We start from the raw sequence: 25,662 nt of genomic DNA on the forward strand, positions 1-25,662 counted from the left end.
AAATACAAAATAATTCGGTAATATGATCCATTGAAAAGCCTTGTTTTATCACATTTTGTCTTGAGAACCAATATGTTACAAATACAGGGCTTTTTTTCTACTCTTTTTTTATATCGAACTCAGGTTAGTATTATTACTTTCGTCCTTATGTATGCCTAAAATCAGCAAAAAATCTATTTTTTAAATTCAGTAATATTAATAGGCTGATCTTTGACTAACTCAAGTACTCCTTCACCACCTTTAAAGTGAATAGATACACCATCATCATTGCTCAGTAAAATACCGCTACCAGATACAGTACGTTTTAAATGATAAACTGTGTCTGAATTATCTACCATTTCTGCAGTTTCAAAATTATCTGAAGATTTTAATTCAATGGTTAAATCTTGTGGGCCATTAAAATAAATAACTTGTGTTTCTGCAGGTGCATTACTTTGTACTTTTTCTTGGCTCACTTCATTATTTGAATTTGAGTTACATCCCATTAAACCGAATGCAAGTAATGTTGCCCCTAAAATATATTTCATTTTTGTACCTTTTCTATAAAATTGAAGCAAACTTATACTAATGACTTTAACTTTTGATAAAAAGATGGAATTACACTTTTATACTAAATTTTACTGAAAGTAATGAAGCTAAAGTTGACTAAATAAATCAGGAATTGTCTTCTTTAAAATTAATGCAAAAAAATATAGCAATATATGTTTCTTTAAATAAAACCTACATACACTCACATTCCTTGATCTTGAATTATTGTACGCTCATGTCATCTTAATTTTTGAATTTCAGCTATGAGTAAAAATAAAATGTACGATGCTCAGGTTTTACAGCAACAATATGAGCAATGGCATGATTTACATCGACAGATGAGAGAAGCGCAGCAAAAATGGCAAGCTGCAGAAAAGCTCTGGCAAGAATTACAGGCCTATTATCAAAGTGAACAATGGCTTGAGGACTATGAAAATGCGCCTGAACTTAGCTGCCGCGAAGGGGAATATTCTATATTATCGCAAGATACGCTATGGAATGCTTTAGAAGAGCGTCGCCAACAGGCAATTGATTGGATGAAACTGAGTTTAAGTGTGATTGAGAATTAAACTTAATCCAAACTTACATCTAATTTATTTTGATCAATAAAACTATCATCACAGTTTTATTCAGTAAATTTACTGCATATTTAATCAGTTATGTTATTTTGAGTTGGTTTGAAGAAATTAAAAACGAGTATCAACATGAAAAAGTTATATAGTGTTTTGGCTGTTTTAAGTGTGGCAACTTTAGCTGCGTGTAGTAATCAGCCTATCAATGAACAAACTCAGGTGCCACAGACCATGCAAAATTGTGTCCCAGAATCTGCTGCGCAGTTAGTTGGTAAAACAGGTTTGACTGAAACACAAATTAAAGCGCTTACCCGAGCTGAAATTGTGAGAATGGTTGCACCAGGTCAGCCTGTAACAATGGATTATCGTATGAATCGAGTCACTGTGGTGGTCGATCCGAAAACTAAAATTATTATACAAGCTTCTTGCGGCTAAAAATTTTAAGAAATTTTCTCAATATTACCCTGAAATTTTGCTCTGATTTTCAGGGTTTTGCGTTTTAATCAGCCAATCACTCAAAATTAAAGGACTACAGTATTAATATATCGGTTGTCATAAAATTTTAGATCAGGTCAGATAATGCACTTATTTATGTGTTTGAAAAATCAAGGAAATACACATTGATGCAAGCCTTGAATATATCGACACGCTTAGGTGGATTCTACTTTTTCTACTACGCAATTGTTGGGACGTTTTTGCCTTTTTGGAGCCTGTATTTAGAAGATCAGGGCTTTAATTATCAGGAAATTGGTGTTTTATCTTCTATTGCCATTTTAACGCGCTTTTTCGCGCCTTTTATTTGGGGATGGATTGCCGATAAATCAGGCAAACGGATGCTTTTGGTGCGCATCGCAACTTGGATGGAAGCCAGTATTTGGTTACTGATTTTTATTGTTCCGAATAGCTTTCAGTCTGTTGCATTACTCATGCTAATTTTTAGCTTTTTCCAAAACGCAATTTTGGCACAATTTGAAGGCGTGACTTTGTTTTGGTTGGGCGAGAAACGTGCGGAACTCTATGGCAAAGTGCGTAAATGGGGCTCTATAGGTTTTATTGTCGGGGTTTTTGGCATAGGTGCTATTTTGGAAATTATACCAATCTCCATGTTACCGATGTTGCTACTCAGTATTTCTTTACTGGCATTTCTATGGTCATTCAGTATTCAAGAACCAAGCTCCGCACCCATTGCACAAAAACAACTTGAACCCTTATTGCCTATTTTAAAGCGCCCAGTAGTCTATTCATTTTTTATAATTGAATTGATTTTACTGTTTTCGCATGCGCCATTTTATAGTTTCTACAGTAATTTTTTAAGTCAGGCAGGCTTTAGCACAAGTCAGATCGGTTTCTTGTGGTCTGTCGGAGTGATTGCTGAAATTATTATGTTTGCCTACGCAAGTTTGTTTTTAAAGCGTTGGTCTTGGCGTTCACTGGTTGCAGTATGTTTAATTTTGACAGGCTTACGCTGGGTAATTGTCGGTTTATTTCCATCCATATTTTTTGCGCAATTTTTTGCACAAAGTGTTCATGCCTTTAGTTTTGGCTTATTTCATATCATTGCCATGCGGGTGATTTTTCAAAACTTTTCTGCAGGGCAACAAGGTCGCGGGCAAGCACTTTACAGTACCATGTGGGGGTTAGGGGTTGCACTGGGGAGTATTTTGGCAGGGCATTATTGGGATATTGTTTCAGGCGAATGGATTTTTATTTTTGCAGGATTATCTACACTGATTGGTCTGTGTTTTATTTGGGGATTGCCAAAGCAATTAGAATCGCAGTTAATGTCGAGCGATACGAAAGCCTAGATTGGTGATTTTGCAGTGATACCGTTCTTTTATCAAAAATAGAAGCAAGCAACGTTGGATTAGCATAGTTTGCTTGCTTCTTACTCATTGCTACATCAAATACGGATTTTAGCGTATTGATGCCACCACGGTTGAGCCGTTTCAAGTTGTGCAGCCAGTTGTAAAAGCACATCTTCACGTGCAAAAGGCGCATTAAACTGCGAACCCAATGGTAAGTTATCTTTATTCCAATACAATGGCACAGACATTGCTGGCAGCCCAGTAATATTGGCAAGTTGAGTAAATGGCACCCATTTTAGGTTTTCTTTGACAATGCGATCGACCAATTTACCTTGCGCTAACCAATGTGCTTTACCTGCATGTAATAGTGTTTTTAAAATTGGTTTTTGCCATGCAGGAGTTTTAACTTCGCCATTTTTTGGTGCAACTGAGGCAGTTGCAGGGATGAGGTATAAATCATAACGCTCAAAGAATTGATTCATTTGCGCGACATATACCCCCCAATTATTCAAATTACGAATGTAATCTACTGACGTGGTTTTTGCGCCAAAGGCAGCCAAAGCCAAAGAGTCGAGCTCAAAATTATCGGAATGATTTGGCAGGCGAGTTTGAATTTCAGCAATTAAATAAGCAAATTGGCTAAACCATGTGGTAATAAAATCTTTGGCCAATTGCATACCATCAATAGCCGGACGGTCTTCAACAACTTCATGCCCTAAAGATTCTAAAAGCTGTACGGTTTTTTGAATGGCATTGATCGCATCTTGTGAAACAGCTGTACCAATCGGAGATTGGGTCGAATATGCGATTCTTAATTTTTTTGGCGCTTGCTGAATTGCATCTAAATAACTGCGTTCAGGAGCTTCAATTTTGAAAAGTGAATGACCATCTGCGCCATGCGTTGCATCGAGCATTGCCGCACTGTCACGTACACTTTTACTTAAAATATGTTGCATCGCTGCACCATGCATGGCTTCACTGAGTTGTGGCCCCCACGGGGTGCGTCCACGACTTGGTTTTAAACCAAACAAACCACAGTAAGACGCAGGAATACGAATTGAACCACCGCCATCACTTGCCCCTGCAATCGGCACAATACCTGCCGCAACTGCAGACGCAGAACCACCAGAAGAACCACCACTATTGTGTTTCAAATTCCATGGATTTTTACATGCACCCCAAGCATCTGGCTCGGTTATCCCTTTAATCCCAAATTCAGGCGTGTTGGTACGTCCAAAGGTAACGATTCCGCTATTTTCCCAACGATTTACAATTTCTGCATTTTGTTCTGCAAGATGATGCGCACGTTTTAAACCCTGACAACCAAATGAAGTCGGATAGCCTGCATATTGTTGAAATAAGTCTTTGACTAAAAAGGGCACACCTGCAAATGGGCCTGTTAATTTTGTTTGTGTGCGCTGCCGTGCATGTTCATGCATAGGAATAATAATGGCATTTAATTGTGGATTGGTTTGTTCAGCACGTTGTAACGCAATATCTAATAATTCTGAGGCCTGAACATCCTTTTTGGCAACCAGCTCTGCCAAGCCTAAAGCATCATATTGGAGGTATTCTGCAAGTTTCATTTCAATCCTGAAAATCTGTATTGTCAAATTGATGTTGTATGCTATTTTTGTTTAAGAAGCAAGAATGACCCGATTACGACCTTGCATTTTTGCCTGATATAGCGCCTGATCTGCCTGAATAATTAAATCTTGTAAAGGGAGATTGGTGGGTAAGTGTGTATGTGACACGCCCATGCTTACTGTAAAATGAATGGGTTCAAGGTTTTCTAAATTTAACGCTTGATGTTCAATACACATACGAATACGTTCTGCAATGCGTTGAGTTTTATTTAAGTTATTATTGTTCAGCAAAATAATGAACTCTTCACCACCAATGCGACAAAATAAATCGTGATCACGTAAATTGCTTTTAACGATGTTAGAGAGATGTTGCAAAGCACGGTCACCGACATAATGCCCATATTGATCATTCATTTTTTTAAAATCGTCGATATCTAACATAATTAAAGACAATGAATGATTGTTTTTATGCTTTAAAGCTTTTTCACTTAACTGAGTAAAACTACGGCGGTTCAGTGTTTCGGTTAAACTGTCATGATTTGCCAAATACAATACTTCTCTATACAACTGATTTCGGTTTTGGCTAATCACACATAAAATTAACGTGGCAAGACCTAAAATAATTAAACCCACACGAATAGAAATAATGGTGGTTAAATAACTCGAATTCACTTGATCTATAAACAAGCCTGTGACGCTGTGATACAGAGTTAAACAGACCAAGCTATTAATCAGTGCCAAATTAAAAAGTTGATAGCTGGCAGCTGCCCAAATTAACGCAGCCAATGGATATAATAGTGCGCCTGGCCCATAGAAAATATGGGTGCAGGCGATAGAGATCAGTAATGCAAAAAAGGGCAAGATATCCTGAATTTGAGTTTCTTTAGCATATTGATTATTTATAAGTTTTTTGAATTTAGACCAGCCTGGGGCAGCCAAAATTAAAGGTAAGACAATTACCGCATTTAAAATTTCACCAGACCACCAAGTAAAAAAATCAATCCAACGATTTTCTTTTAACATAAAGGTGTGCGGCAAATTTGGCAGCAGAAGAATGGCAAATAAAGCCCCAAAGAAACAGCCTAAAGTTACAGCAATAATATGTGGATATAGCTCTGACACATTATTATTGCTCGCTGGAAGTTTAGCGCGGGCAAAATTAAAGAAAAACAACCCACTAAAAACAGCAACAAAGTTTGAAAGCGTTAAACCTAGCGTCATCAGCAAGGTATTGTCTGTAACTAAATCGGCACCCATATAGCCAATAAATGCACCCAAAATTCCACCAAAACTTTTTAAAGATGGAAAGCGAATGAGTAGACCTAACAAGAGGGCGTTGGTTGGCCAAAAAAACGAAAAGTAGCTAAGCGGGCGAGTAAAAATACCCAATAAACAAGCAAAAAATACCACAACGGCAAGCAGCCCAAAGGCAAATATTTGCTTTTGAGTCGAAGATATAGTTTGCGGTATGCTAAAGTTTTGCAAGTACTAAACTCACTTTTGCAATGGGTTGATAATTAAGAAAAAAACTTGAATGAGTGTGACACTCACAACAGAAACGCGATCATATCAAATAACCATTACCTACAAAGTCGATTAAATGTAAACTGAGTCACACTTTTGTTAAATAAAATTGTTGTGTTATGTTTTTGCTTGCAGATTTGGATTAAAAATATGCTAAGTTGTCTAAACGGTTTATATCTTTAAATAAATGTATGAAAAAAATATATCTAACCACAGTTTTAAGCTTATGTTCTGTCTGCGCGATTGCGAATGAAAATACAACAATAGATTCAGCCAAGTTAACGCCAGTAGCAGCAGAAACGACCAATAAATTTCGTGTGGTGACCCGTCCAGAAATTGTGGGGCTGTGGGGCATGCAAATCCCAAATAATCGTAAATGTATTGAATATTACAACTTTAAAAGTAATAGCGATGTGGTGATTAAAAGCGGTCAAGAATGGTCTGCAGGTGTATATGATTATCAACCTTCACAAGACCCTGCAAATTCGTTACCGGCTTTAATTTTGCAAGTTAAATATGACAATAATGAAGTGGATTGTTCTGGTTATCAGGAAGACCAAACAGGCGATATTTCACAATATTTTGTAAAATGGAAAAATGCGCACACCATTAATTTCTGTAGTAATGAAAAAGCAGAACAATGTTTTGCGACGTTGTACCGCGTCCTGCCTTAAACTTTTCATTATTTGGTCTATTAGAGATCTTTTATAAACTCGTACCCCTCATCCTGTAGCGCGTGTATTGATCATCTAGAGCGCTAAAGCACAAAAGTAGTGAATTTCAATCTTTCATTAGACGAATTATTGATGATCATTTTTCGAATCCAGAATCAATTAACAAGAGCGACACATTTTAGTGAGTTGAAAAGTTAGGTGAATTCTTAGAATCATTAGACTTTTTCAACCGGCAATGACCTTATTACATAAATTTGGAGCAAGCTGTGATTTAAAGGTTTGAGGAAATTTAAATATAATTAAAACATAGTGTTAGATATTTGTTTCAACAAAGCTCTTACAAATAAGACTTTATTTTCTCTTATTCATATACGAGTGTACGAGTGCATTTTAATTTAATGAAAATTTTATCGTCTTGCTGAAAATAAAAACGGCTACTGAGCCATGCAAGCATTTTGCGACACATGGCTCAGCAATAAATCCATAATTATGCCTCGTCAATTTCTAAAGGATTTAGACTTTGGACAGAACTTGCTTTAAATGGTGCAGCAATTTGCTTTAAATCTGAACCCGATGGGGCTTGATACACTTTTAAGCCAAACTCCGGAATAATTGCCAGCAAATGATCAAAAATATCGGATTGAATACTTTCATATTCTTTCCATGCAGTGGTTTTGGTAAAGGCATAAATTTCTAGTGGTAAACCTTCACTGCTTGGCTGTAGTTGACGAATAATCAATGACTGAGATTGATTAATACCTGGATGTTGTTTCAGATAAAACTCAACATAGGCGCGGAAAGTCCCTAAATTGGTTAAACGGCGTTGGTTGTATTGTGATTGATTTGCTAACTGCTGATTAAACTGCTCAATTTCTTCATTTTTGCTATGTAAATATTGATCCAATAACAAAAACTCTTTAAGTTTGCTTTGTTCATGTTCAGTCATAAAGTGCACAGAACTTTGATCAATTAAAATGGCACGTTTAATACGTCGGGCACCAGCTTCCTGCATGCCACGCCAGTTTTTAAAGGTATCGGTAATGAGTTTATTGGTTGGAATAGTGGTCAGGGTTTTATCCCAGTTTTGCACGGTGACTGTATGTAATGACATATCAATGACATCACCATCGGCATTTAAAGAAGGCATTTCAATCCAGTCACCAATCCGTACCATATCGTAGGAAGAAATTTGTACCGAAGCCACTAGAGATAAAATGGTATTTTGGAAAACCAACATCAAAACAGCAGCCATCGCACCAAAACCTGCGAGTAAGGTAAACACATCTTTTTTCAGGAAAGTGCCTAAAATCATGAGGGCACAGACCACATAAATAATGAGTTTAACTAACTGCAAATAGCCCTTAATTGGCTTGTTGCGTGACTTAGGGTTGCGTTGATAGAACAGGTTAAAAATATTTAAAAATTCAGAAATTGCCAATGCAATGGTCAGGAATATAAAGGCTTGCGCACCCATTTGCACAAAGCTTTCTACTTTATCTGACAAATGCGGTACGGTGGTGATGCCGTTCATAATCACGACAGCTGGGACAATGTTGGCAATACGTCGGATGACACTATGCTGTGAAATAATTTCACTATTGGCAAAGGTCATTTTAGAAATCAGTTTGCGAATCCCGCGCACTACAATTTGCTTGGCAATAAAGTTGGCTAAAATTGCCAGTAGAATCACAATACTGAGTGAGGTCAGCATTTCTAACCAAGGGTATTGGTTATACCATTCCTGAATATTTTGAATAAAATTAAATTCTTGCAAAAGGTCCTCGCTTTAAGGTTGCTGATTTTCGTCTGCACGGCACTTAGAATTTTGGCCTGCAATTCACCTTAATTCTTCATTGATGTATGAAATTGTTAGATAGTGTATCGACTAAAGTTTAAATTTGAAGGCTGAGTAACTTTTTGCTACATTTCAATTATTTGTTTTTACTGAAAGTTTTCAATCAAGTTGCAGTCATAATAAAAAAGCCAGTACAGATACTGGCTTTGAATAGATACCTAGCATAAATATTTGCATAAATACTTGCGTGATCTACCACATTAAATCATCTGGAATCACATAGGCTGCGTATGGATCTTCTTCATCTGTCGTGGCTTCATTTTTCTCGGCATTATTGACAATAATAAAGCCTTCCATTTTGCTATTAATACGTTCAGCTAAAGCTTTAGGCAGGAACGCATAACTGTCATTTTCTTTGGCAATCACCAAACTACCTGCCACGAGTGCATTGTAAATTTGTTGATTGATATACACTTTTTTAATCTTGCCATCTAAAAACTGATAAGCCACTTCACCATCGGTATCACGAATTTTATGCTGCTGAATCATTTGCATAATTGCTGCTTTCAGTTCTTTTTCCTGTAAAGCGGCTTTCTTTTCTTGCTCAATAGCTTGGTCTTTGGCGAGTTTTTCTTGCTGTGCCTGTGCAATTTTGGCTTTCACTTCAGCATCTTTACTTTCACCTGTGCGCTGTTCGTGTAAGGTTTGTTTAGACAGTTTTTTTGCTTTTTTATTATCCACTAAACCCGCTTTGAGCAATTGTGCCTGTAGTGCATTTTTAACCATGATAATTTCCGAAACTTAATGTTGAAGATGTCGATAGCGAAAATAAATAATCCAATACACCAAACTCAAACTTAGGCTGAGTCCTGCAGGTACCAGAAAAGAATTCAGTTTAAATGTAGGATAAATGGCTGCAGCGAGTAATCCACCCACAAAGAAACCAATTAAAATCAGTAGGTGTAAAACAATACGCCTTTTTTCAACTTGTAAGCCCCGCACTCGATAACCGAGAGCTAAGCCTAAATCGGTCAATACCCCAGATAAATGTGTGGTGCGGATGATGGTGCCTTTATAGTAGCTGATCATGGCATTTTGTATGCCCATGGCAACCGATGCCCAAAGCAGGGCATAACGTGGGAAATAAGGCAATAATACCCAGCAGATTAAAATAAAAAAAGCCACCAAACTCATGGGCAAACCATAACGACGCCCTAAGCGAAAATTGCTATTTCCTAAAATGACGCCGCTATAAAATGAGCCAATCACATAGCACAAAATCACCAGAAACAAGAAAATCATGGCTTCTGGTTTCCAGTCGATTAGCGCCATCGCCAAGATACTAACGTTACCAGTCATGTGCGAAACGGACTGGTGCAATACGGTCACCAATCCGAGTACGTTAATAATTCCAGCATTGACGGCTAGAAAAAAAGCACCAAATTGCACCCAAAGGGGTAAAGTTTGAAAAGGCATAATGAGTGATTGCGTAAGTTTCCTAACGCATTGTATCTTAACTCAAACCACGGTCAACCGCAGTAGTAAATAGCACATCGGTAGATGAGTTAAGTGCAGTTTCGGTTGAATCTTGCAATACGCTAATGACCATACCAATTGCAACAACTTGCATGGCAATATCTGAAGAAATACCAAATAAGCCACACGCTACAGGAATCAGCAGTAACGAGCCGCCCGCAACGCCTGAAGCACCACAGGCCGACACCGTTGCAACCACAGATAAAATCAGCATGGTGCTAAAATCGACAGAAATCCCTAAGGTATTTACTGCAGCTAAGGTCAAAACGGTAATGGTGACTGATGCGCCTGCCATGTTAATTACTGCACCTAACGGAATTGCAACACTCGCGGTTGATTCCTGTACGCCTAAACGCTTGGCTAAGTCTAAATTGACAGGGATATTGGCTGCAGAACTACGGGTAAAGAAAGCAGTAATGCCGCTTTCGCGTAAGCATTGAAAAACTAAAGGATAAGGATTGCTGCGGGTCACAAATGCCACCATGATTGGGTTGATGACCAACGCGACAAAGAACATCGTACCTAACAAGACTGCCAATAATTGAGCATAACTGGCTAAGGTGCTCAAGCCTGCATCGGCAAATGTCACGGCAACCAAGCCAAAAATACCGAAAGGCGCAAAGTTAATCACCAAGCGAATAACGCGATTGACTGCATTGGCTGCATCATTCAACAATGCTTTGGTGGACTCTGTAGCATGGCGGAAGGCAATCCCTAAAGCCACAGCCCAAGCCAAAATACCAATAAAGTTGGCTTCGGCAATGGCAACTACAGGGTTAGCAACAAAACTAAGTAAAAGGTTTTTCAAAATTTCAGCAAGACTACCCGGCGGTGTTAAATCTGCCTGTGTCGCAACATCTAAAAATAATGTACTTGGGAAAAGTGAGCTTGCAATGACCGCACTGAGCGCAGCCAAGAACATACCAATCGCATACATCAGCATAATCGGTTTGATATAAGCATTGCTGCTTCCAATTTTAAAATTGGCAATGGATGCCATGACCAAAATAAACACTAAAATTGGCGCAACAGACTTTAGGGCTTTAATAAATAAATCACCCAAAAGGCTTAAATAAGGCGCAGATTCTGGAAATAAAATTGCAACAGCCACACCGAGTACAATTGCAATCATAATTCGGGAGACTAAACTCAAACGCAAAAAAGCTGAAAACATACGAAAATAAGGTAAAAGAAAAGCGGCTATTTTATACTGAAATATCCATGTGCTTAAAAATAATTTTGATTTAAAAGTTAAGTCTATATTTTTAAAAGTGATATTTATTAAACTGTTTAAATTTCAGCAAGATAAAAGTACTCATTGATCAAAAAGTATGTGTGTTGAACATCCAGTTTTAAAGATAAAATTAAAGATCAATTTCTTGATCTTTAAGTCAGTTCAGGCGCAAGCTCTTGCATGGCTAAATAATGTGAAAAAAAAACTTTTCCATTTAAATGCTGCAAAAGTTTTGAGTGTTGTAATTTGTCCATTACCGGGCCTTTAATTTCAGAAAAATGCAGACAAATATTCAATTTTTTTAGTTCAAGATTTAAATCTTCCAGCATTTCGAGTGCGCTTAAATCAATACTGCTAATACTCGAACAATTCACCACTACATGCTTTAACTGAGGGTTTTGGCTGACTTGATTAATAAAAAAGCCTTTTAAAGTATTGGCATTTAAAAAGGTTAGATTTTCATCAATTCGCATGGATAGCACGTGTGGCGCGGTACGCACTTGATGCCGCTGAATATTACGAAAATGTTGTGTGCCTTCAAGTAAACCAATTACCGCAATATGTGGTCGGCTAATACGCCACAACATTAGAATAAAGGTGGACACAATCCCAATAATTAAACCTGTCGAAATATCAATGAATACAACACCAAAGAACGTCACCCACATGGCCAGACCATCGGCTTTGGAATAACGCCAAGTTTCTTTAAAAGATTGGAACTCGACCAGTTTCCAAATTGAAACAATAATGGTTGCAGCCAAAACAGCCAGTGGTAAGTCTTGGAAAAATCCCGTGAAGTATAAACTGACAATAACAATCACGATGGAGGTAAATACACCTGCCATGGGTGTTTTTGCACCTGCATCGGCATTGACCACGGTACGCGACAAACTGCCTGTGACGGGAAAAGAGGAGCTAACACCTGCGCCAAAATTGGCTAAACCGAGTGCAATCAGTTCCTGATTGCTATTTAAGTGACTACGTTGTTGTAAGGCGGTGGCTTGCGCAATAGACAGAGATTCCACAAAACTGATCATGGCAATCATGGCTGCGCCAGGAAGGAGTTGTAGAACAAGTTGTGCATTCCATTCAGGGAATTGAATAGGCGGAAATCCTGAAGGAATTTCTCCGACTGTTTTAATGCCGATTTGTTGCAAATGCAATGAATAAACCAAAGCAATTGAACCGATCACCAATACCAATGGCAAGGCTTTTAAGATAAAGCCGCTACCTCGAACACGCTCACGAATGGCATTACTGTTGATGATTTTAGGGGCATAAATTAGAAATAAAATGGCAGCAACACCCAAGAGCACGCTATAAAAATGGGTTTGTCCCACATATTTCCAAAAGCTGTATAAGAACTCAGGTAAGTTATTGGCTTTAAGGGGGATGTCTAACACAAATTTAAGCTGTCCAATCGCAATCATTAATGCAGAGGCAATAATGAAGCTTTTAATAACAGGATGGCTAATGAGTTGAATTAAAAAACCGAAGCGAAAAATCCCTAAAAGTAGCGAAATAATGCCGACCATCACAGCAAGTAAACAGGCTGCTTGAATATAAGCTGCCGAGCCGACTTCAAATAATGGATTGAGCGTCGCAAAGGTCATCATGGAAATAATGGCGACTGGGCCAATGGACAAGGTTGGACTGCCACCAACCAAGGCGTACATGATCATGGGGATCACGCTGGCATATAAACCCATGACAGGAGGTAAACCTGCAAGCATGGCATAAGCCATCCCTTGAGGTACAAGCATGGCAATGACGATAAACGCAGACAGCAGATCAGATTTCAATGTTTCTGCATTGTATTTTCGCAGCCATTGCCAAGCAGGCAGTACACGAGCCAAACGTGAATTGAAATCTGACATACTGAAATCTAAATCATAAATTTAGATATATTATGAACAAAAAATGCTAAGAAGTCTTTGAAATAGCAGGAGAGTATTCAAGTTTTATGGTGATGCCTGATAATACAGGCATTATCATTTAGACCTGCGGGCAATAAAGTGCATAGAGGGTATTAAGTACCTGCACCATTTTTTCATCTTTAATTGAATAAAAAATTTGCTTGCCATCACGGCGGGTATTCACCACATCACTTTTACGCAGCATCATTAATTGTTGCGATAAAGTAGGCTGATGAATTTGAGTTATTTCTTCAATTTGCGATACGTTTAATTCTTGTTGAGATAAATGACAAAGAATTAAAAGACGGTCACTATTCGCCAAAGATTTTAAAATTCCAACAACGGTATCCGCAGATTCACGCATTGATGTGATTTCAAGACCATCGTTCATTGTTTTATTCTCTTAATTTACAGCTAACCCAATATATATTAGGCGGGAGTGGAAGATAAATTATATAACATAAATCATTATTTATATATGAGAACAAGTATCATTTAAGAAAAGATATCAGCCAATCATAAATAATGGGCTGATATTCTAATCAAAAAGTTGATAAAAAAGTGGCTGAGTTACAATAAAACCTATTTTTTCACCTGTTCAAAACTTTTTAATTCTTTCTCACTAAATTCACTCGATGCAGCTAATAACTCGTGAATTTCTGGGTTATACCAAGCAAAGTATTCAGACATTTTGGCACTAAAAGTATCATCTAGGCTTATCTGCGCAGCATTGTGTTGCAACAAGGCTTGCTGATCTAAACTGCTGATAAAACTTTTTAAGGTGGCACTATCAAAATAATATGCAGACTTAAATTGTGCAGAATCTGCAGCGCGTTGTAATACGGTTTTGGTCATTTTTTCCAAAACTTTCAGATTTAAAGGGATGTGTGCGCTATAACGCTGCAAAAGCCATTGAATCAATACGAAATTATTTAAACTTGGTTTTGCCAGTTCAGCTAAGGCATAGAGTTCATGCTGTGTAGCTGGGTTCGGCTGTAATTGCAGATTTGCTTCTGTAACCCAATTTTGCTGAATAAAGTACGCCACAATTTTTTCGATTTCTTGAGAAAGTTCTTGCGCCGTCCATGCCAAGAAAAACTCTTGCTTCAAATATGGATAAATCGCCTGCAGTTTTTGCATTAAATCTGCGCATGATAATGCTAAATTTTGTTCATTAAACTGCTGCACAATTAATGCTACACACGCAGGCAAAATAAAGCAGTGCAAAATATTATTGCTAAAATAGCTCAATAAGATTTTTTGGCTTTCTGCGACTCGAATCTGTTCTACACCATCTTGGTTATAACGCTCAACTTGTTTAAGTTTTAGCGCATATTCAATAATTTCTTGTGGATTTAAACCCGTAATAATCATACGTGGGTCGTAGCACAATTGTTTGAGCAAACGTCGATATTGTTCAATTCGGGCGAGCAGCTCATCTTGTTTCAATGCATGCTGATCGGCATTTAATAAAATCAGAGAGATGAGGGCGATTGGGTTAATCACCACCGCTTTATTGATATTTTCCAAGATTGCATGCGCAGTATGATCTACCGTGTGAATCACAGAGGTCGGTAGTTCATCATTTATGTTCAGTTTTACATCGCGTGCTTGGTTGGCAGTTAAAACATCATCTAAAAATACAGGTTCGCCAAAGTTGACATAGACCTGACCAAAGACTTTTTCAATTTTACGGGCAGAGTTTAAAATACCCCATAAAGATTCGGCTTCTTTCGGTTTGCCGTTTAATTCATTTAAATAAGATGTGCCTTCAATCAGTTTTTCATAACCAAAATACGTTGGAATAAATGCAATTGGTTTGGTTGCTCCGCGTAAATGGCTTTGAATGGTCATCGACAACATGCCTTTTTTCGGCGGTAACAATAAACCTGTACGTGAGCGTCCACCTTCAATGAAGTATTCGAGTGGGGTGTTGCGTGACAATAAACTGTGTAAATATTCTTTAAATACCGAGGTGTATAATTCATTGCCGCTGAAAGTACGGCGAATAAAATACGCACCTGCACCACGCATTAATTGACCCACAATTGGTAAATTTAAATTAATACCTGCTGCAATATGCGGCACCATCAAGCCACGATTAAAAATCACATAAGACAGCAACAAATAGTCGATGTGGCTACGATGACAAGGGGTATAGACGATTTCATAGTCTTTGGCGAGTTCGCGTACCGTGTCAAAGTGATGCACTTCAATGCCATCATAGAGCTGTGTCCAAAGCTTGGTCAGTGCCAGTTCAGCAAAACGCAAAGTCGAATAAGAAAAGTCCGATACAATTTCAGTTAAATAGCTTTTAGCACGGTTTTCTGCTTCAAACATACTGACTTTTTGTTCGATACTTTCTTTACGAATAGCTTGTTGTACTGCTTCACTTTTCATCAACGCATGAATCAAATTACGGCGGTCAGATAAGTCTGGGCCTAAAATCGCTTCTTTGTGTTGATTAAAATTGTGTTCCAGATGTTGCTCAATAAAGTGCGCAGGCGATAAGTGTGGTTGTTGTTGTGTGGCTTGTTCAATAAGCTGACGTAAGGAAATTGCTTTATGAAACTCGATGTAGTTATCACGTGAATAGAGCGAAATATTAATGGTTTGTTTAAGCTTGTTTGGCGTAGACCATGCATCGGCAAATAATGCTTTAAACCAAGAGTCTTCGTATTCGGGTGAACGTCCCCAAAGTACAGTTACGGGAACTAACAACACATCATGTTCAGGATGTTGCTCTAAGGTTTCAATGAGTCGAATCAATTTAGCAGAGTAGTGATAAGCACTGTGCTGTGGGTTTTTCTCACGCAAGACCAAAATGGAATCGTCTTCCTGATGCTCGGCAATGTTTAAAGGCGCATACACAGAAGGTAAACCACGAGATTGCGTCTGCTGATCAATCAATACGGTATTGCTGAGAGAGGCATCTTGCAGCACATAACAAAATTGTGTTTTTTCAGAGCTTTGTGCAACACGATGTTCTAATTCTGCAGTCGTGCCTAATACTTGTGGCGTCACAATCTTATCTAAGATTTTTTTAGTGAAATTACGATAAAGCTGACTGTAACGTTTATTAGACATTGCATTCCCTACATTTTGTTATGTGTTGCTATTGTCAAAAAATAAATAGCGAATTTCAAACCCAAGTGCCGAGAAAATCGACAATTAAACTGAGGTCGTCATCTCTTTATTCTAATTCGCATTTTGTTGAAAGCTAATCATATTTTTGTATAAAACAATTTTCGTGAAACATCGGCAAAAATTTTATAAAAAGGTATGATAATTTAAATTTTGTTTATATAGATATAACTTAGGGAATAATCATGACCACAGATGCAGCTTTTTCAACACCAGCAAATTTAGGGATTGCCGTATATAGCAATAATGCAGAAGCGATTGGTAACACGCCATTGGTACGCATTAACCGTTTAATTTCTGCCGATGCAACGGTTTTAGCCAAAGTGGAAAGCCGTAACCCTGCATTTTCTGTGAAATGCCGTATTGGTGCTGCTTTAATTGCCGATGCTGAAAAACGTGGCGTGTTAAAAGCAGGTATGCATATTGTAGAACCGACCAGTGGTAATACAGGAATCGCTTTGGCATTTGTAGCTGCAGCAAAAGGTTATGAGATTACACTAACGATGCCTGCAAGCATGAGTATTGAGCGCCGTAAGGTGTTGAAAGCGTTGGGTGCAAATTTGGTGCTGACTGAGCCTGCAAAAGGTATGAAAGGCGCGGTGGATGAAGCAGAGCGTTTGGCAACCGAACATCCTGAAACTTATTATTTGCCGCAGCAGTTTAATAACCCTGCCAATCCGCAAATTCATGAAGAAACCACAGGCCCAGAAATTTGGGCAGCAACAGGCGGCAAGGTCGATATTCTTGTTGCAGGTGTAGGTACAGGCGGTACGATTTCTGGTATTTCGCGTTATTTCAAAAAGGTAAAAGGTCAGGCATTGCATACTGTTGCAGTCGAGCCTGCTGAATCTCCAATTATCGCTCAGGCCAAGCGTGGTGAAGCCATTACGCCTGCACCACATAAAATTCAGGGGATTGGCGCTAACTTTATTCCAAAAAACCTAGATTTAGATTTGGTGGATGAAGTGATTGCGATTGAAAGTGCTGAAGCAATTGACTGGGCGCGTAAAACAGCAACCCAAGAAGGTATTTTAGTCGGTATTTCAAGTGGTGCAGCAATGGCTGCTGCTGCAAAATTGGCGGTACGTCCTGAAAATGCAGGTAAAAATATTGTGGTGATTTTACCTGACAGTGGTGAGCGTTATTTATCTTCAGTATTATTTGAAGATATTAGTGCAGAATGATGTGTCTTTAGACAGTCAAAAGAATTTGAAAAATCCCAAAGTTTGAACTTTGGGATTTTTTATTTAGAGAATAAATTTATGAGGTGAGTTAATACGTTCTGAAAAGCAAATTTCTTTCTAATTAGACGCTAATATTTAGCGGGATCAGCAATGAATCCAACGAAGCTAACTATGTAAAAATCAAACAATCGCAGATACTTTATCTGGCGTCATCAGTGCTTGATTAATATATAGCTTGATTAAGCGTTCACGTGACCCAATAGCTTTTTGATAATGGGTAGAATTGAGTAATAACGACGCACCATAAGTTACTGTCCAAATATAAGACAGATAATCACGGATCGACATCGCGCTGTTAAAGGACTCTAAATAGGCTTGGGTGATGTCCTTAATTTCTAAAATACGCTGCTCACGAATATCGTATAACTGTTCAAACAATTCATTTAGTTTACGTTCATTATTGGTTAAGCGTTCTTCAATTGAGTGCAGCAAAATCGTACGGTTGGAATTAAGCATGTTATACAGCATGTACTGCGAAACATAAGTTTGAAAGTTATGGTGATACTGTTTGGAAATATCCAATAAACGCTGTTCATTTAAAATAATTAACTCTAAATAGAGCTGATTTTTACTTTTGAAATATTTATAAATTGTGCCTTTGGCAATATCTAACTCTGCAGCCAACTCACTTAATGTAATATCATTATGATTTTCCAGTAATAAAACCTCAGCCATTGCCAAAATTTTCTCTTTACGACGTCGGAAATTTTCTTGGCGTAGAGTCGTCATCAATCAATATTCCAATTACAACCAATTAAGCATGTTGGAGTCTAGTGCAGTTTGAGCAACTTGAAAATAGCACCAAGGTCTTGAAAAGGTAAGTTTTAACGTATGTTCATCAGTGAACCAATGAATTTAAAAAATATCATGTGAAAAATAGCACAATCCATAAGCCAAATCGGTTGTCAATAAAACTGAACCAAACAGGTCATTTTAGTGAAATAAAATTGGATTTCTAAAACTTTTATTCTATTTTTCATAAGCAAGGCCTAAAAGTCTAAGATCAATCAAGCATAGCAATTCAGCACTTTGCGAGATTGCAATGCTCATCTTTTGATTTACATTTAACGTGAATTACTTGCTAACTCACAGGGATGTTATTTGTAATTTTAAAAAGCATGGCTTTTACGGTAATCACTTTAAAAAGACGGTAATAAGGGACTAAAAATGATTGTAATTGTAGATGCTGTACGTACCGCAATGGGCGGCTTTCAAGGTTCACTGGCAAGTTGTACAGCACCCGATTTAGGCGCGGTTGCAATTCAACACGCAGTTGCACGTGCAGGTTTAAGTGGGACTGACATTGATGAAGTAATTTTTGGTTGTGTATTGCCTGCAGGTTTGAAGCAAGGCCCTGCACGTCAGGCGATGCGTCAAGCGGGTTTACCCGATAGTACAGGTGCAACCACCATCAATAAAATTTGTGGCTCTGGCATGAAAGCTGTTATGCAGGCAGCCGATGCTATTCAGGCAGGTTCAGCGCAGATTGTGGTCGCTGGCGGTATGGAATCTATGTCGAATGCGCCGTATTTGCTAGATAAAGCACGTGCAGGTTTCCGTATGGGACACGGCAAAGTCACAGACCACATGTTTCAGGAAGGTTTAGAAGATGCTGAAACAGGCTTGTCGATGGGCGTGCTGGCGCAAGACATGGCAGACAAGAAAAACTATACCCGTGAGCAGCAGGATGAATACGCAATTCGCTCTTTAAACCGCGCGGTAGAAGCCATTCAAAACGGTTATTTTAAAAATGAAATCGTGCCTGTCACTGTTCATTCACGTAAAGGTGATGTGATTGTCGATCAGGATGAACAACCGTTAAATGCCAAAGTCGATAAAATTAGCAGTTTGCGTCCCGCATTTAAAAAAGATGGCACGATTACAGCCGCCAATGCCAGCTCTATTTCAGATGGCGCATCTGCTCTGGTGATTACATCAGATGTGGTTGCGGCAGAGCGTGGCTTAAAACCGCTTGCAAAAGTTGTGGCATACGCGACACATTCACAACATCCTTCTGAGTTTACTCTTGCTCCTGTAGGGGCGATTCAAAAAGTGCTAGATAAAGCAGGGTGGTCGGTTGCCGATGTAGATTTGTGGGAAATTAATGAAGCCTTTGCCATGGTAACCATGCTTGCGATAGATGCTTTTGATTTAGACCCTGCCAAAGTGAATATTCAGGGCGGTGCATGTGCTTTGGGGCATCCTCTAGGTTCTTCAGGTTCACGTATTATTGTGACGCTCATTCATGCATTGCAACGTATAGGCGCGAAAAAAGGCGTGGCATCTTTATGTATTGGCGGTGGTGAAGCCACAGCGATTGCGGTGGAGTTAGTTTAAGTCCAGCTCGTCTAACTGCAGATTCATCTATAAAAAATAGAGTTCTCGAAAGAACTCTATTTTTTAACTTTTAACTTATTAACAATAACAATGAAGTTTTATGCTTGGATAAACTGCTTCACTGCTTGGTTAAATTCATTTGGCAATTCTACGTTAGAAATGTGCGATGCATTGATTTCAAACAATTGGCTATTGGCAATACGTTCAACCATAAATTGACCATCGACAACTGTTGTCACAGGGTCTTGCTGACCTGCAACCACTAAAACAGGCACAGTGATGTCTTTAAGTTGTTCACGTACATCCGCTTTAGCCAAAGCTTCGCAACAGCTCGCATAACCTTCGGCGCTGCCAGCTGCCAAGTCGTTTTGAAGATTGTTGACCACTGTCGCGTTGCTTTGGATAAAGGGTTCAGTAAACCAGCGTGATGCTGCAGTCGAAGCAATCGGTTGTAAACCTTGTTCGCGTACCAATGCGGCACGGTCATTCCAAGCCTGTTCTTGACCAATTTTTGCCGCAGTATTACACACCACCACCTGATTAAAACGTTCAGGGCGATGAATCGCTAACCATTGACCTGTTAAACCGCCCATAGAAATACCACAGAATGCCGCTTTTTCAACATTTAAGTGATCGAGTAGATTTACAACATCTTGACCCAATTGATCAATGCTATATGGACCTTGCGGAGCTGATGATGCACCGTGACCACGTGTGTCGTAGCAAATTACAAAAAAGTCTTGCTGGAAAAAATCAATCTGTGCTTGCCACATTTTGAAGTTTGTACCCAGCGAGTTTGAAAAAATCAGTGCAGGTTTTGTAGCATCACCAAAAGTTTGGTAATTGATTTGCGCATCATTTGAGGTAAAAGTTGGCATTTTTTTTAAATCCTTAATCTTATAAATCCCCCTAAATCCCCCTTTATGAAAGGGGAACTTTTAATGAGGATTAAACACGTTCAATAATCAAAGCAATACCTTGACCAACACCAATACACATTGAACATAAACCGTATTTACCGCCAGTTTGTTCAAGTTGGTTCAGTGCTGTAGTGACTAAACGCGCACCAGATGCACCAAGTGGGTGACCTAAAGCAATTGCACCACCGTTTGGATTGACTTTCTCTGAACCATCTTCAATGCCTAAGTCACGAGTACATGCTAATGCTTGTGCAGCAAAGGCTTCGTTCAGTTCAATCACGTCCATTTGTTCAATGGTCAAACCTGTTTGTGCCAACAATTTTTTGATTGCAGGCGCAGGACCAAAGCCCATAATACGTGGTTCAACACCAACAACAGTTGAAGCAATGATTTTGGCACGTGGTTTTAAGCCGTGTTGTGCAACCGCTTCTTCAGAAGCAATCAGTAGGGCAGCCGCACCATCGTTAATACCTGACGCGTTACCTGCAGTCACAGTACCGTCTGCTTTTACCACTGGCTTTAATTTTGCCAATGCTTCTGCTGTGGTTGATGCACGTGGATGTTCGTCTGCAGCAACAACGACAGGCTCGCCTTTACGTTGTGGAATTTCCACTGCAATAATTTCTTTGTCAAAGAAACCGCGTGCTTGTGCAGCAGCAGTACGTTGTTGGCTGGTTAGAGCAAACAAGTCTTGATCGGCACGGTTAATATTGAACTGTTCCGCTACATTTTCAGCAGTTTGCGGCATAGTTTCTACGCCGTACATTTCTTTGAGTTTCGGGTTAATGAAACGCCAGCCCATTGTGGTGTCTTCAATTTTTTGACTACGACCATAAGCAGATTCTGATTTACCCATCACAAATGGAGCGCGGCTCATTGATTCAACACCACCTGCAATAATCAGGTTTGCTTCACCTGCTTTAATTGCACGTGCGGCCATTGCAATTGCGTCTAGCGATGAACCACATAAACGGTTTACAGTGGTTGCTGGCACTTGGTACGGTAAACCTGCTAAAAGTGCAGACATACGACCCACGTTACGGTTGTCTTCACCTGCTTGGTTGGCACAGCCGTAAATCACGTCATCAACTTGTTCCCAGTTTACAGATGGATTGCGTTGCATAAGTGCTTTGATCGGTAATGCGCCTAAGTCATCAGCACGGACTGGAGCTAAACCACCTGCATAACGACCAAATGGGGTACGGATGGCATCGACGATATATGCGTTTTTCATATTTTATTTTCCAAATATCTTAATCTCTCCCAACCTCCCTTTAAAAAAGGGAGGAGATTCCCACCTAAAATTACTTGATGGAAGTCCCCCTTTGAAAAAGGGGGATTTAGGGGGATTAAAAATTATATTTAAAGACGATTAAGCCTGAGTCGCATCAATCAGCTTTGCACCAGTCAATGACTGTAATTCTTCAAAGCTCAAGCCTTCAACTTTTTCAAGAACTTTCATGCCTTCAGGAGTTACGTCAATCACACATAAGTCAGTGTAAATGCGGTCTACACATTTCAAGCCAGTTGCTGGGTAAGTCAATTCAGCCACGATTTTTGGTTCACCTTTTTTGGTGACGTGATCGGTTGTGATAAAGACTTTTTTCGCACCAACGGCTAAGTCCATTGCGCCACCAACAGCAGGAATCGCATCTGGCGCACCTGTGTGCCAGTTTGCCAAGTCGCCATTTTCAGCCACTTGGAATGCACCCAATACTGCGATGTCTAAGTGACCGCCACGCATCATGGCAAAAGAGTCACCATGATGGAAGAATGAGCCGCCTGTTAGCATGGTCACGAATTCTTTACCTGCGTTGATTAACTCAGGGTCTTCTTCACCTGCAGGAGGTGGTGGACCGAAAGCCAATAAACCGTTTTCAGAGTGTAAGAATACGTCTTTGTCTGAAGGCAGGTAGTTTGAAATTTTAGTTGGTAAGCCAATGCCGAGATTGACATAAGCACCGTCTGGAATGTCTTGTGCCACACGTTCAGCGATTTGATCACGTGTTAATTTGGTATAGCTCATGATGTTCTCCTTCACGTGACAGTTATGCAGATTGTTCAGGTTGTTTTGCGCCAACGGCAACAACGTGCTGAACGAAAATACCCGGAGTGATGATGTGTTCAGGATCTAACGCGCCTAACTCAACCACTTCAGAAACCTGTGCAATTGTCACATCGGCAGCCATCGCCATGATTGGGCCAAAGTTACGTGCAGATTTACGGTACACCAAGTTACCCCAACGGTCGCCTTGCTGTGCTTTAATTAAAGCAAAGTCTGCGCGGATTGGGTTTTCTAGTACGTAGTCTTTACCTTCATAATTTAAGGTTGGTTTGCCTTCTGCAAGTAAAGTACCAAAACCTGTAGGGGTATAGATTGGACCTAGACCCATACCTGCAGCCTGAATACGGCATGCCAAGTTACCTTGCGGCACCAGTTCAAGCTCGATTTTGCCTGCGCGGTAAAGTTCATCAAATACCCAAGAGTCAGACTGACGTGGGAATGAACAGATAATTTTACGTACCGCGCCAGCTTTTAGCAGTTTCGCTAAACCGTAGTCACCATTACCTGCGTTGTTGTTTACAATAATTAAATCTTTGATGCCAAGTTCAATCAAACCATCAATGAGTTCCGCTGGCTGACCTGCGGTACCAAAACCACCAATCATGATGGTTGAACCATCTTTAATTTGCGAAAGGACTTCTGTTAAAGAAGTTTGACTTTTATCAATCATAATGTGTCCTAGACAATTGCCTGTCCATTAACTTTTGGAACTTTGAGTTGAAGGTAGGGGTGCTGCTGAGTTGTCGCGTTTGGTTAATACCCAATGTGCGATCAAACCAATACAGATGCCCCAAAATACAGAACTTAGCCCTAAAAACTGCATGCCAGAGGCAGTTGCTAAAAAGGTGATGAGGGCTGCATCACGCTGTGATTCTTTACTCATTGCAACTGAAATATTGGTGGCAATTGCACCCAAAAGTGCAAGTCCAGCCAAAGCTGCAATCAGTTCTTTGGGCAATAGGCTAAATAGCATGACGATGCTACCCGCAAATAACCCACCTAAAATATAGAAAATACCGTTTGCAACACCTGCAATATATCGCTTTTCTTTCAGTTCGTGCGCATCTTTACCTAAGCATAATGCTGCAGTAATAGAGGCAAGTACAATGGTAATTCCTCCCACACACGCAACGGCAAGAGAAGCGATACTGGTCGCACTAATAATAGGCTTAGCAGGCATGTCATAACCGCTAATTTTAATAATTGCCATACCCGGTAAAAACTGCCCAGACAAGCTGACTAAAATTAAAGGTAATGCCAAGTTTAAGGTTGAATTCCACGTCCATTCAGGTGCAATAAACTGTGGAATTGCCAAACTAAAATTGGTGGTGACAGGGTTAATTTTACCGAGCATTAAGCTGAGTATAATGCCTGCAGCAAGCACCCAAATCATGGCATAACGTGGACTAAAACGCTTTGCCAATAAAAATACCGCTAGCATCCCAAATACAATGTATGGCAGGGTATCGGTTGCAGTAAATAAGCCTAAGCCAAATTGAACCAAAATACCTGCCATCATGCCTGCTGCGACTTCTTGCGGAATCCAAGACAGGAGTTTGTCAAAATAACCTGTGATTCCAATCAAAAAAATCACCACAGCAGAGGTGATGTAGGCTGCAACTGCTTCATTCAGGGTAATATCGGGAAACAGTGTGACCAGCAATGCGGTACCGGGTGCAGACCAAGCGGTGACCACAGGCACTTTGTATTTAATGGACAAAAAGATACCTGCGACTGCAGCACCAATAGAAATTCCCCAAATCCATGAAATCATCATGTCTGGGGAAACTTGGGCTTGCTGTGCTGCCTGAAAAAAGATGATCAATGGACCCGAATAGGAGATCAGCACTGCTAAGAATCCTGCAACAGTGGCTGAAATTGACCAGTCATTTTTTAAAGTTTGGAACAGGTGACTCATTGAATATTTGCCTCCTTGCATCAAGCAATGATCCTGTTAAAGTTGGTCATGATCTTGGCTTAACCCTGATCACCACCACCTACAGGTACAACCGTACCTGTCATGTACGATGATTCATCAGAAGCAAGGAATAAAATCGCATTCACTTGTTCCTGAATAGTGCCGTAACGACCCAAGAAAGTACGATCAATGGTTTGATCTACTACTTCTTGCATCCACGCTTGTTCTGATTCAGAAAGCGGGTTGGCATTACGTGGTACTTTGCGTGGCGGTGCTTCAGTGCCGCCTGTGGCAATCGCGTTGACACGAATACCATCTTTGGCATGTTCAAAGGCTAGGGAAGCGGTTAAGCCATTCACACCACCTTTTGAAGCCGAATATGGCACACGGTTAATACCGCGTGTTGCAATAGAAGATACGTTTACAATCGTACCTTTTTGATTCTTAATCATTTCTGGCAACACGGCACGGCAGCACCATAGGGTTGGGAACAATGAACGATTCACTTCCTTGATAATTTCTTCTTCAGAAAATTCTTGGAAAGGTTTCATCCAAATTGCACCACCGACGTTGTTGATGAGTACATCGACACGGCCATAGGTATCGAGTGCTTTTGCAACAACAGATTCTGCGCCTGCAAAAGTTTCAAGATTGGCTTTTACAGTAACAGCATCGCCACCAAGCTCTTCAATTTCAGCCAACACTTCTTCTACATAAGGAGAAAGGTCGGCCATGACTACTTGTGCGCCTTCACTCGCCACTTGTAAAGCCACACCGCGACCAATGCCTTGAGCGGCACCAGTCACGATTACAACTTTGTTTTCAAATCTTTTTGAGCGATTCATTGTATTCTCCGACTATGTT

At 39.7% G+C, this 25,662-nt stretch carries 22 protein-coding genes and 1 pseudogene; 6 read left to right on the forward strand and 17 right to left on the reverse strand.

Annotated features, from left to right (window positions below; translation table 11 throughout):
- Positions 1-173: 173 nt before the first annotated feature.
- The gene (locus FTU71_RS06200) at positions 174-527 is read right to left on the reverse strand and encodes a hypothetical protein (protein WP_178319619.1); all 354 of its coding nucleotides are present in this window, start codon (positions 525-527) and stop codon (positions 174-176) included.
- 264 nt (positions 528-791) lie between these two features.
- Between FTU71_RS06200 and FTU71_RS06205 the strand changes: the two genes are divergently transcribed.
- From FTU71_RS06205 to FTU71_RS06215, 3 genes and pseudogenes are all read left to right on the forward strand, one after another.
- Positions 792-1,097, forward strand: a complete 306-nt coding sequence (locus FTU71_RS06205; protein WP_096901595.1) for a DUF4298 domain-containing protein — start codon at positions 792-794, stop codon at positions 1,095-1,097.
- Positions 1,098-1,334: 237 nt separating this feature from the next.
- Positions 1,335-1,535, forward strand: a pseudogene (locus FTU71_RS06210) (I78 family peptidase inhibitor); the annotation flags it as partial.
- Between the two features lie 188 nt (positions 1,536-1,723).
- A complete protein-coding gene (locus FTU71_RS06215) occupies positions 1,724-2,905 on the forward strand; it encodes an MFS transporter (RefSeq protein ID WP_180005958.1) in 1,182 nt (393 codons plus the stop codon).
- A gap of 95 nt (positions 2,906-3,000) precedes the next feature.
- Here the strand turns inward: FTU71_RS06215 and FTU71_RS06220 are convergent, their stop codons facing one another.
- Both FTU71_RS06220 and FTU71_RS06225 read right to left on the reverse strand, forming a co-directional pair.
- A complete protein-coding gene (locus tag FTU71_RS06220; RefSeq protein WP_180111704.1) occupies positions 3,001-4,491 on the reverse strand; it encodes an amidase in 1,491 nt (496 codons plus the stop codon).
- A gap of 51 nt (positions 4,492-4,542) precedes the next feature.
- Positions 4,543-5,976, reverse strand: a complete 1,434-nt coding sequence (locus FTU71_RS06225; protein ID WP_216076352.1) for a diguanylate cyclase — start codon at positions 5,974-5,976, stop codon at positions 4,543-4,545.
- Positions 5,977-6,206: 230 nt separating this feature from the next.
- Between FTU71_RS06225 and FTU71_RS06230 the strand changes: the two genes are divergently transcribed.
- Positions 6,207-6,689: a hypothetical protein gene (locus tag FTU71_RS06230; RefSeq protein ID WP_004973490.1), complete on the forward strand. Its 483-nt coding sequence runs from the start codon at positions 6,207-6,209 to the stop codon at positions 6,687-6,689.
- 487 nt (positions 6,690-7,176) lie between these two features.
- Here the strand turns inward: FTU71_RS06230 and FTU71_RS06235 are convergent, their stop codons facing one another.
- From FTU71_RS06235 to plsB, 7 genes are all read right to left on the reverse strand, one after another.
- Positions 7,177-8,463 (reverse strand): mechanosensitive ion channel family protein, encoded by a 1,287-nt coding sequence (locus FTU71_RS06235; RefSeq protein ID WP_096901601.1) that lies wholly within the window; start codon positions 8,461-8,463, stop codon positions 7,177-7,179.
- A gap of 273 nt (positions 8,464-8,736) precedes the next feature.
- Entirely contained in the window at positions 8,737-9,270 is a 534-nt protein-coding gene (locus tag FTU71_RS06240; protein WP_004973493.1) for a DUF2058 domain-containing protein, read from the reverse strand.
- Between the two features lie 15 nt (positions 9,271-9,285).
- Positions 9,286-9,960, reverse strand: coding sequence for a YoaK family protein (locus FTU71_RS06245; protein WP_180060067.1), 675 nt, complete (start codon positions 9,958-9,960; stop codon positions 9,286-9,288).
- Positions 9,961-9,997: 37 nt separating this feature from the next.
- Positions 9,998-11,194 (reverse strand): serine/threonine transporter SstT, encoded by a 1,197-nt coding sequence (gene sstT / locus FTU71_RS06250; protein ID WP_167846027.1) that lies wholly within the window; start codon positions 11,192-11,194, stop codon positions 9,998-10,000.
- A gap of 212 nt (positions 11,195-11,406) precedes the next feature.
- Positions 11,407-13,131 carry a SulP family inorganic anion transporter gene (locus tag FTU71_RS06255; protein ID WP_136143917.1) on the reverse strand — a complete coding sequence of 575 codons (1,725 nt, stop codon included), beginning with the start codon at positions 13,129-13,131 and terminating at the stop codon, positions 11,407-11,409.
- Positions 13,132-13,249: 118 nt separating this feature from the next.
- The gene (locus tag FTU71_RS06260) at positions 13,250-13,561 is read right to left on the reverse strand and encodes a metalloregulator ArsR/SmtB family transcription factor (RefSeq protein WP_004973501.1); all 312 of its coding nucleotides are present in this window, start codon (positions 13,559-13,561) and stop codon (positions 13,250-13,252) included.
- Positions 13,562-13,752: 191 nt separating this feature from the next.
- Positions 13,753-16,257: a glycerol-3-phosphate 1-O-acyltransferase PlsB gene (plsB, locus tag FTU71_RS06265; RefSeq protein WP_180111714.1), complete on the reverse strand. Its 2,505-nt coding sequence runs from the start codon at positions 16,255-16,257 to the stop codon at positions 13,753-13,755.
- Positions 16,258-16,499: 242 nt separating this feature from the next.
- On the opposite strand from plsB, the gene cysK reads away from it, so the two are divergent.
- Positions 16,500-17,498, forward strand: a complete 999-nt coding sequence (gene cysK, locus FTU71_RS06270; protein WP_180111716.1) for a cysteine synthase A — start codon at positions 16,500-16,502, stop codon at positions 17,496-17,498.
- Positions 17,499-17,678: 180 nt separating this feature from the next.
- Here the strand turns inward: cysK and FTU71_RS06275 are convergent, their stop codons facing one another.
- On the reverse strand, positions 17,679-18,287 hold the full coding sequence (locus tag FTU71_RS06275) for a TetR/AcrR family transcriptional regulator (protein WP_004973506.1): 609 nt from the start codon (positions 18,285-18,287) through the stop codon (positions 17,679-17,681).
- A 438-nt stretch (positions 18,288-18,725) separates the two neighbouring features.
- Between FTU71_RS06275 and FTU71_RS06280 the strand changes: the two genes are divergently transcribed.
- Positions 18,726-19,895 carry a thiolase family protein gene (locus FTU71_RS06280; protein ID WP_096901606.1) on the forward strand — a complete coding sequence of 390 codons (1,170 nt, stop codon included), beginning with the start codon at positions 18,726-18,728 and terminating at the stop codon, positions 19,893-19,895.
- A 98-nt stretch (positions 19,896-19,993) separates the two neighbouring features.
- Here the strand turns inward: FTU71_RS06280 and pcaD are convergent, their stop codons facing one another.
- The 6 genes from pcaD to benD form a co-directional block, all read right to left on the reverse strand.
- Positions 19,994-20,773, reverse strand: a complete 780-nt coding sequence (gene pcaD / locus FTU71_RS06285; RefSeq protein WP_096901607.1) for a 3-oxoadipate enol-lactonase — start codon at positions 20,771-20,773, stop codon at positions 19,994-19,996.
- Between the two features lie 70 nt (positions 20,774-20,843).
- Positions 20,844-22,049 (reverse strand): 3-oxoadipyl-CoA thiolase, encoded by a 1,206-nt coding sequence (gene pcaF, locus FTU71_RS06290; RefSeq protein ID WP_070155120.1) that lies wholly within the window; start codon positions 22,047-22,049, stop codon positions 20,844-20,846.
- Positions 22,050-22,187: 138 nt separating this feature from the next.
- Positions 22,188-22,841: a 3-oxoacid CoA-transferase subunit B gene (locus tag FTU71_RS06295; protein WP_104851987.1), complete on the reverse strand. Its 654-nt coding sequence runs from the start codon at positions 22,839-22,841 to the stop codon at positions 22,188-22,190.
- 22 nt (positions 22,842-22,863) lie between these two features.
- Positions 22,864-23,550, reverse strand: coding sequence for a 3-oxoacid CoA-transferase subunit A (locus FTU71_RS06300; protein ID WP_104851986.1), 687 nt, complete (start codon positions 23,548-23,550; stop codon positions 22,864-22,866).
- Positions 23,551-23,577: 27 nt separating this feature from the next.
- Positions 23,578-24,798, reverse strand: coding sequence for a benzoate/H(+) symporter BenE (gene benE, locus FTU71_RS06305; RefSeq protein ID WP_004973520.1), 1,221 nt, complete (start codon positions 24,796-24,798; stop codon positions 23,578-23,580).
- A gap of 59 nt (positions 24,799-24,857) precedes the next feature.
- Complete coding sequence (gene benD, locus FTU71_RS06310; protein ID WP_160241299.1) at positions 24,858-25,643, reverse strand: benzoate diol dehydrogenase BenD; 786 nt, start codon at positions 25,641-25,643, stop codon at positions 24,858-24,860.
- Positions 25,644-25,662: the final 19 nt, after the last annotated feature.

Source organism: Acinetobacter sp. YH12136 (assembly GCF_013418545.1).
Taxonomy (GTDB): domain Bacteria; phylum Pseudomonadota; class Gammaproteobacteria; order Pseudomonadales; family Moraxellaceae; genus Acinetobacter; species Acinetobacter towneri.

What these genes read in the sequence shown, in the direction of transcription:
- FTU71_RS06200 (WP_178319619.1), bottom strand. Translation starts at nt 527, where the DNA reads ATGAAATATATTTTAGGGGCAACATTACTTGCATTCGGTTTAATGGGA.
- FTU71_RS06205 (WP_096901595.1), top strand. Translation starts at nt 792, where the DNA reads ATGAGTAAAAATAAAATGTACGATGCTCAGGTTTTACAGCAACAATAT.
- FTU71_RS06215 (WP_180005958.1), top strand. Translation starts at nt 1,724, where the DNA reads ATGCAAGCCTTGAATATATCGACACGCTTAGGTGGATTCTACTTTTTC.
- FTU71_RS06220 (WP_180111704.1), bottom strand. Translation starts at nt 4,491, where the DNA reads ATGAAACTTGCAGAATACCTCCAATATGATGCTTTAGGCTTGGCAGAG.
- FTU71_RS06230 (WP_004973490.1), top strand. Translation starts at nt 6,207, where the DNA reads ATGAAAAAAATATATCTAACCACAGTTTTAAGCTTATGTTCTGTCTGC.
- FTU71_RS06240 (WP_004973493.1), bottom strand. Translation starts at nt 9,270, where the DNA reads ATGGTTAAAAATGCACTACAGGCACAATTGCTCAAAGCGGGTTTAGTG.
- FTU71_RS06245 (WP_180060067.1), bottom strand. Translation starts at nt 9,960, where the DNA reads ATGCCTTTTCAAACTTTACCCCTTTGGGTGCAATTTGGTGCTTTTTTT.
- sstT (WP_167846027.1), bottom strand. Translation starts at nt 11,194, where the DNA reads ATGTTTTCAGCTTTTTTGCGTTTGAGTTTAGTCTCCCGAATTATGATT.
- FTU71_RS06255 (WP_136143917.1), bottom strand. Translation starts at nt 13,131, where the DNA reads ATGTCAGATTTCAATTCACGTTTGGCTCGTGTACTGCCTGCTTGGCAA.
- FTU71_RS06260 (WP_004973501.1), bottom strand. Translation starts at nt 13,561, where the DNA reads ATGAACGATGGTCTTGAAATCACATCAATGCGTGAATCTGCGGATACC.
- plsB (WP_180111714.1), bottom strand. Translation starts at nt 16,257, where the DNA reads ATGTCTAATAAACGTTACAGTCAGCTTTATCGTAATTTCACTAAAAAA.
- cysK (WP_180111716.1), top strand. Translation starts at nt 16,500, where the DNA reads ATGACCACAGATGCAGCTTTTTCAACACCAGCAAATTTAGGGATTGCC.
- FTU71_RS06275 (WP_004973506.1), bottom strand. Translation starts at nt 18,287, where the DNA reads ATGACGACTCTACGCCAAGAAAATTTCCGACGTCGTAAAGAGAAAATT.
- FTU71_RS06280 (WP_096901606.1), top strand. Translation starts at nt 18,726, where the DNA reads ATGATTGTAATTGTAGATGCTGTACGTACCGCAATGGGCGGCTTTCAA.
- pcaD (WP_096901607.1), bottom strand. Translation starts at nt 20,773, where the DNA reads ATGCCAACTTTTACCTCAAATGATGCGCAAATCAATTACCAAACTTTT.
- pcaF (WP_070155120.1), bottom strand. Translation starts at nt 22,049, where the DNA reads ATGAAAAACGCATATATCGTCGATGCCATCCGTACCCCATTTGGTCGT.
- FTU71_RS06295 (WP_104851987.1), bottom strand. Translation starts at nt 22,841, where the DNA reads ATGAGCTATACCAAATTAACACGTGATCAAATCGCTGAACGTGTGGCA.
- FTU71_RS06300 (WP_104851986.1), bottom strand. Translation starts at nt 23,550, where the DNA reads ATGATTGATAAAAGTCAAACTTCTTTAACAGAAGTCCTTTCGCAAATT.
- benE (WP_004973520.1), bottom strand. Translation starts at nt 24,798, where the DNA reads ATGAGTCACCTGTTCCAAACTTTAAAAAATGACTGGTCAATTTCAGCC.
- benD (WP_160241299.1), bottom strand. Translation starts at nt 25,643, where the DNA reads ATGAATCGCTCAAAAAGATTTGAAAACAAAGTTGTAATCGTGACTGGT.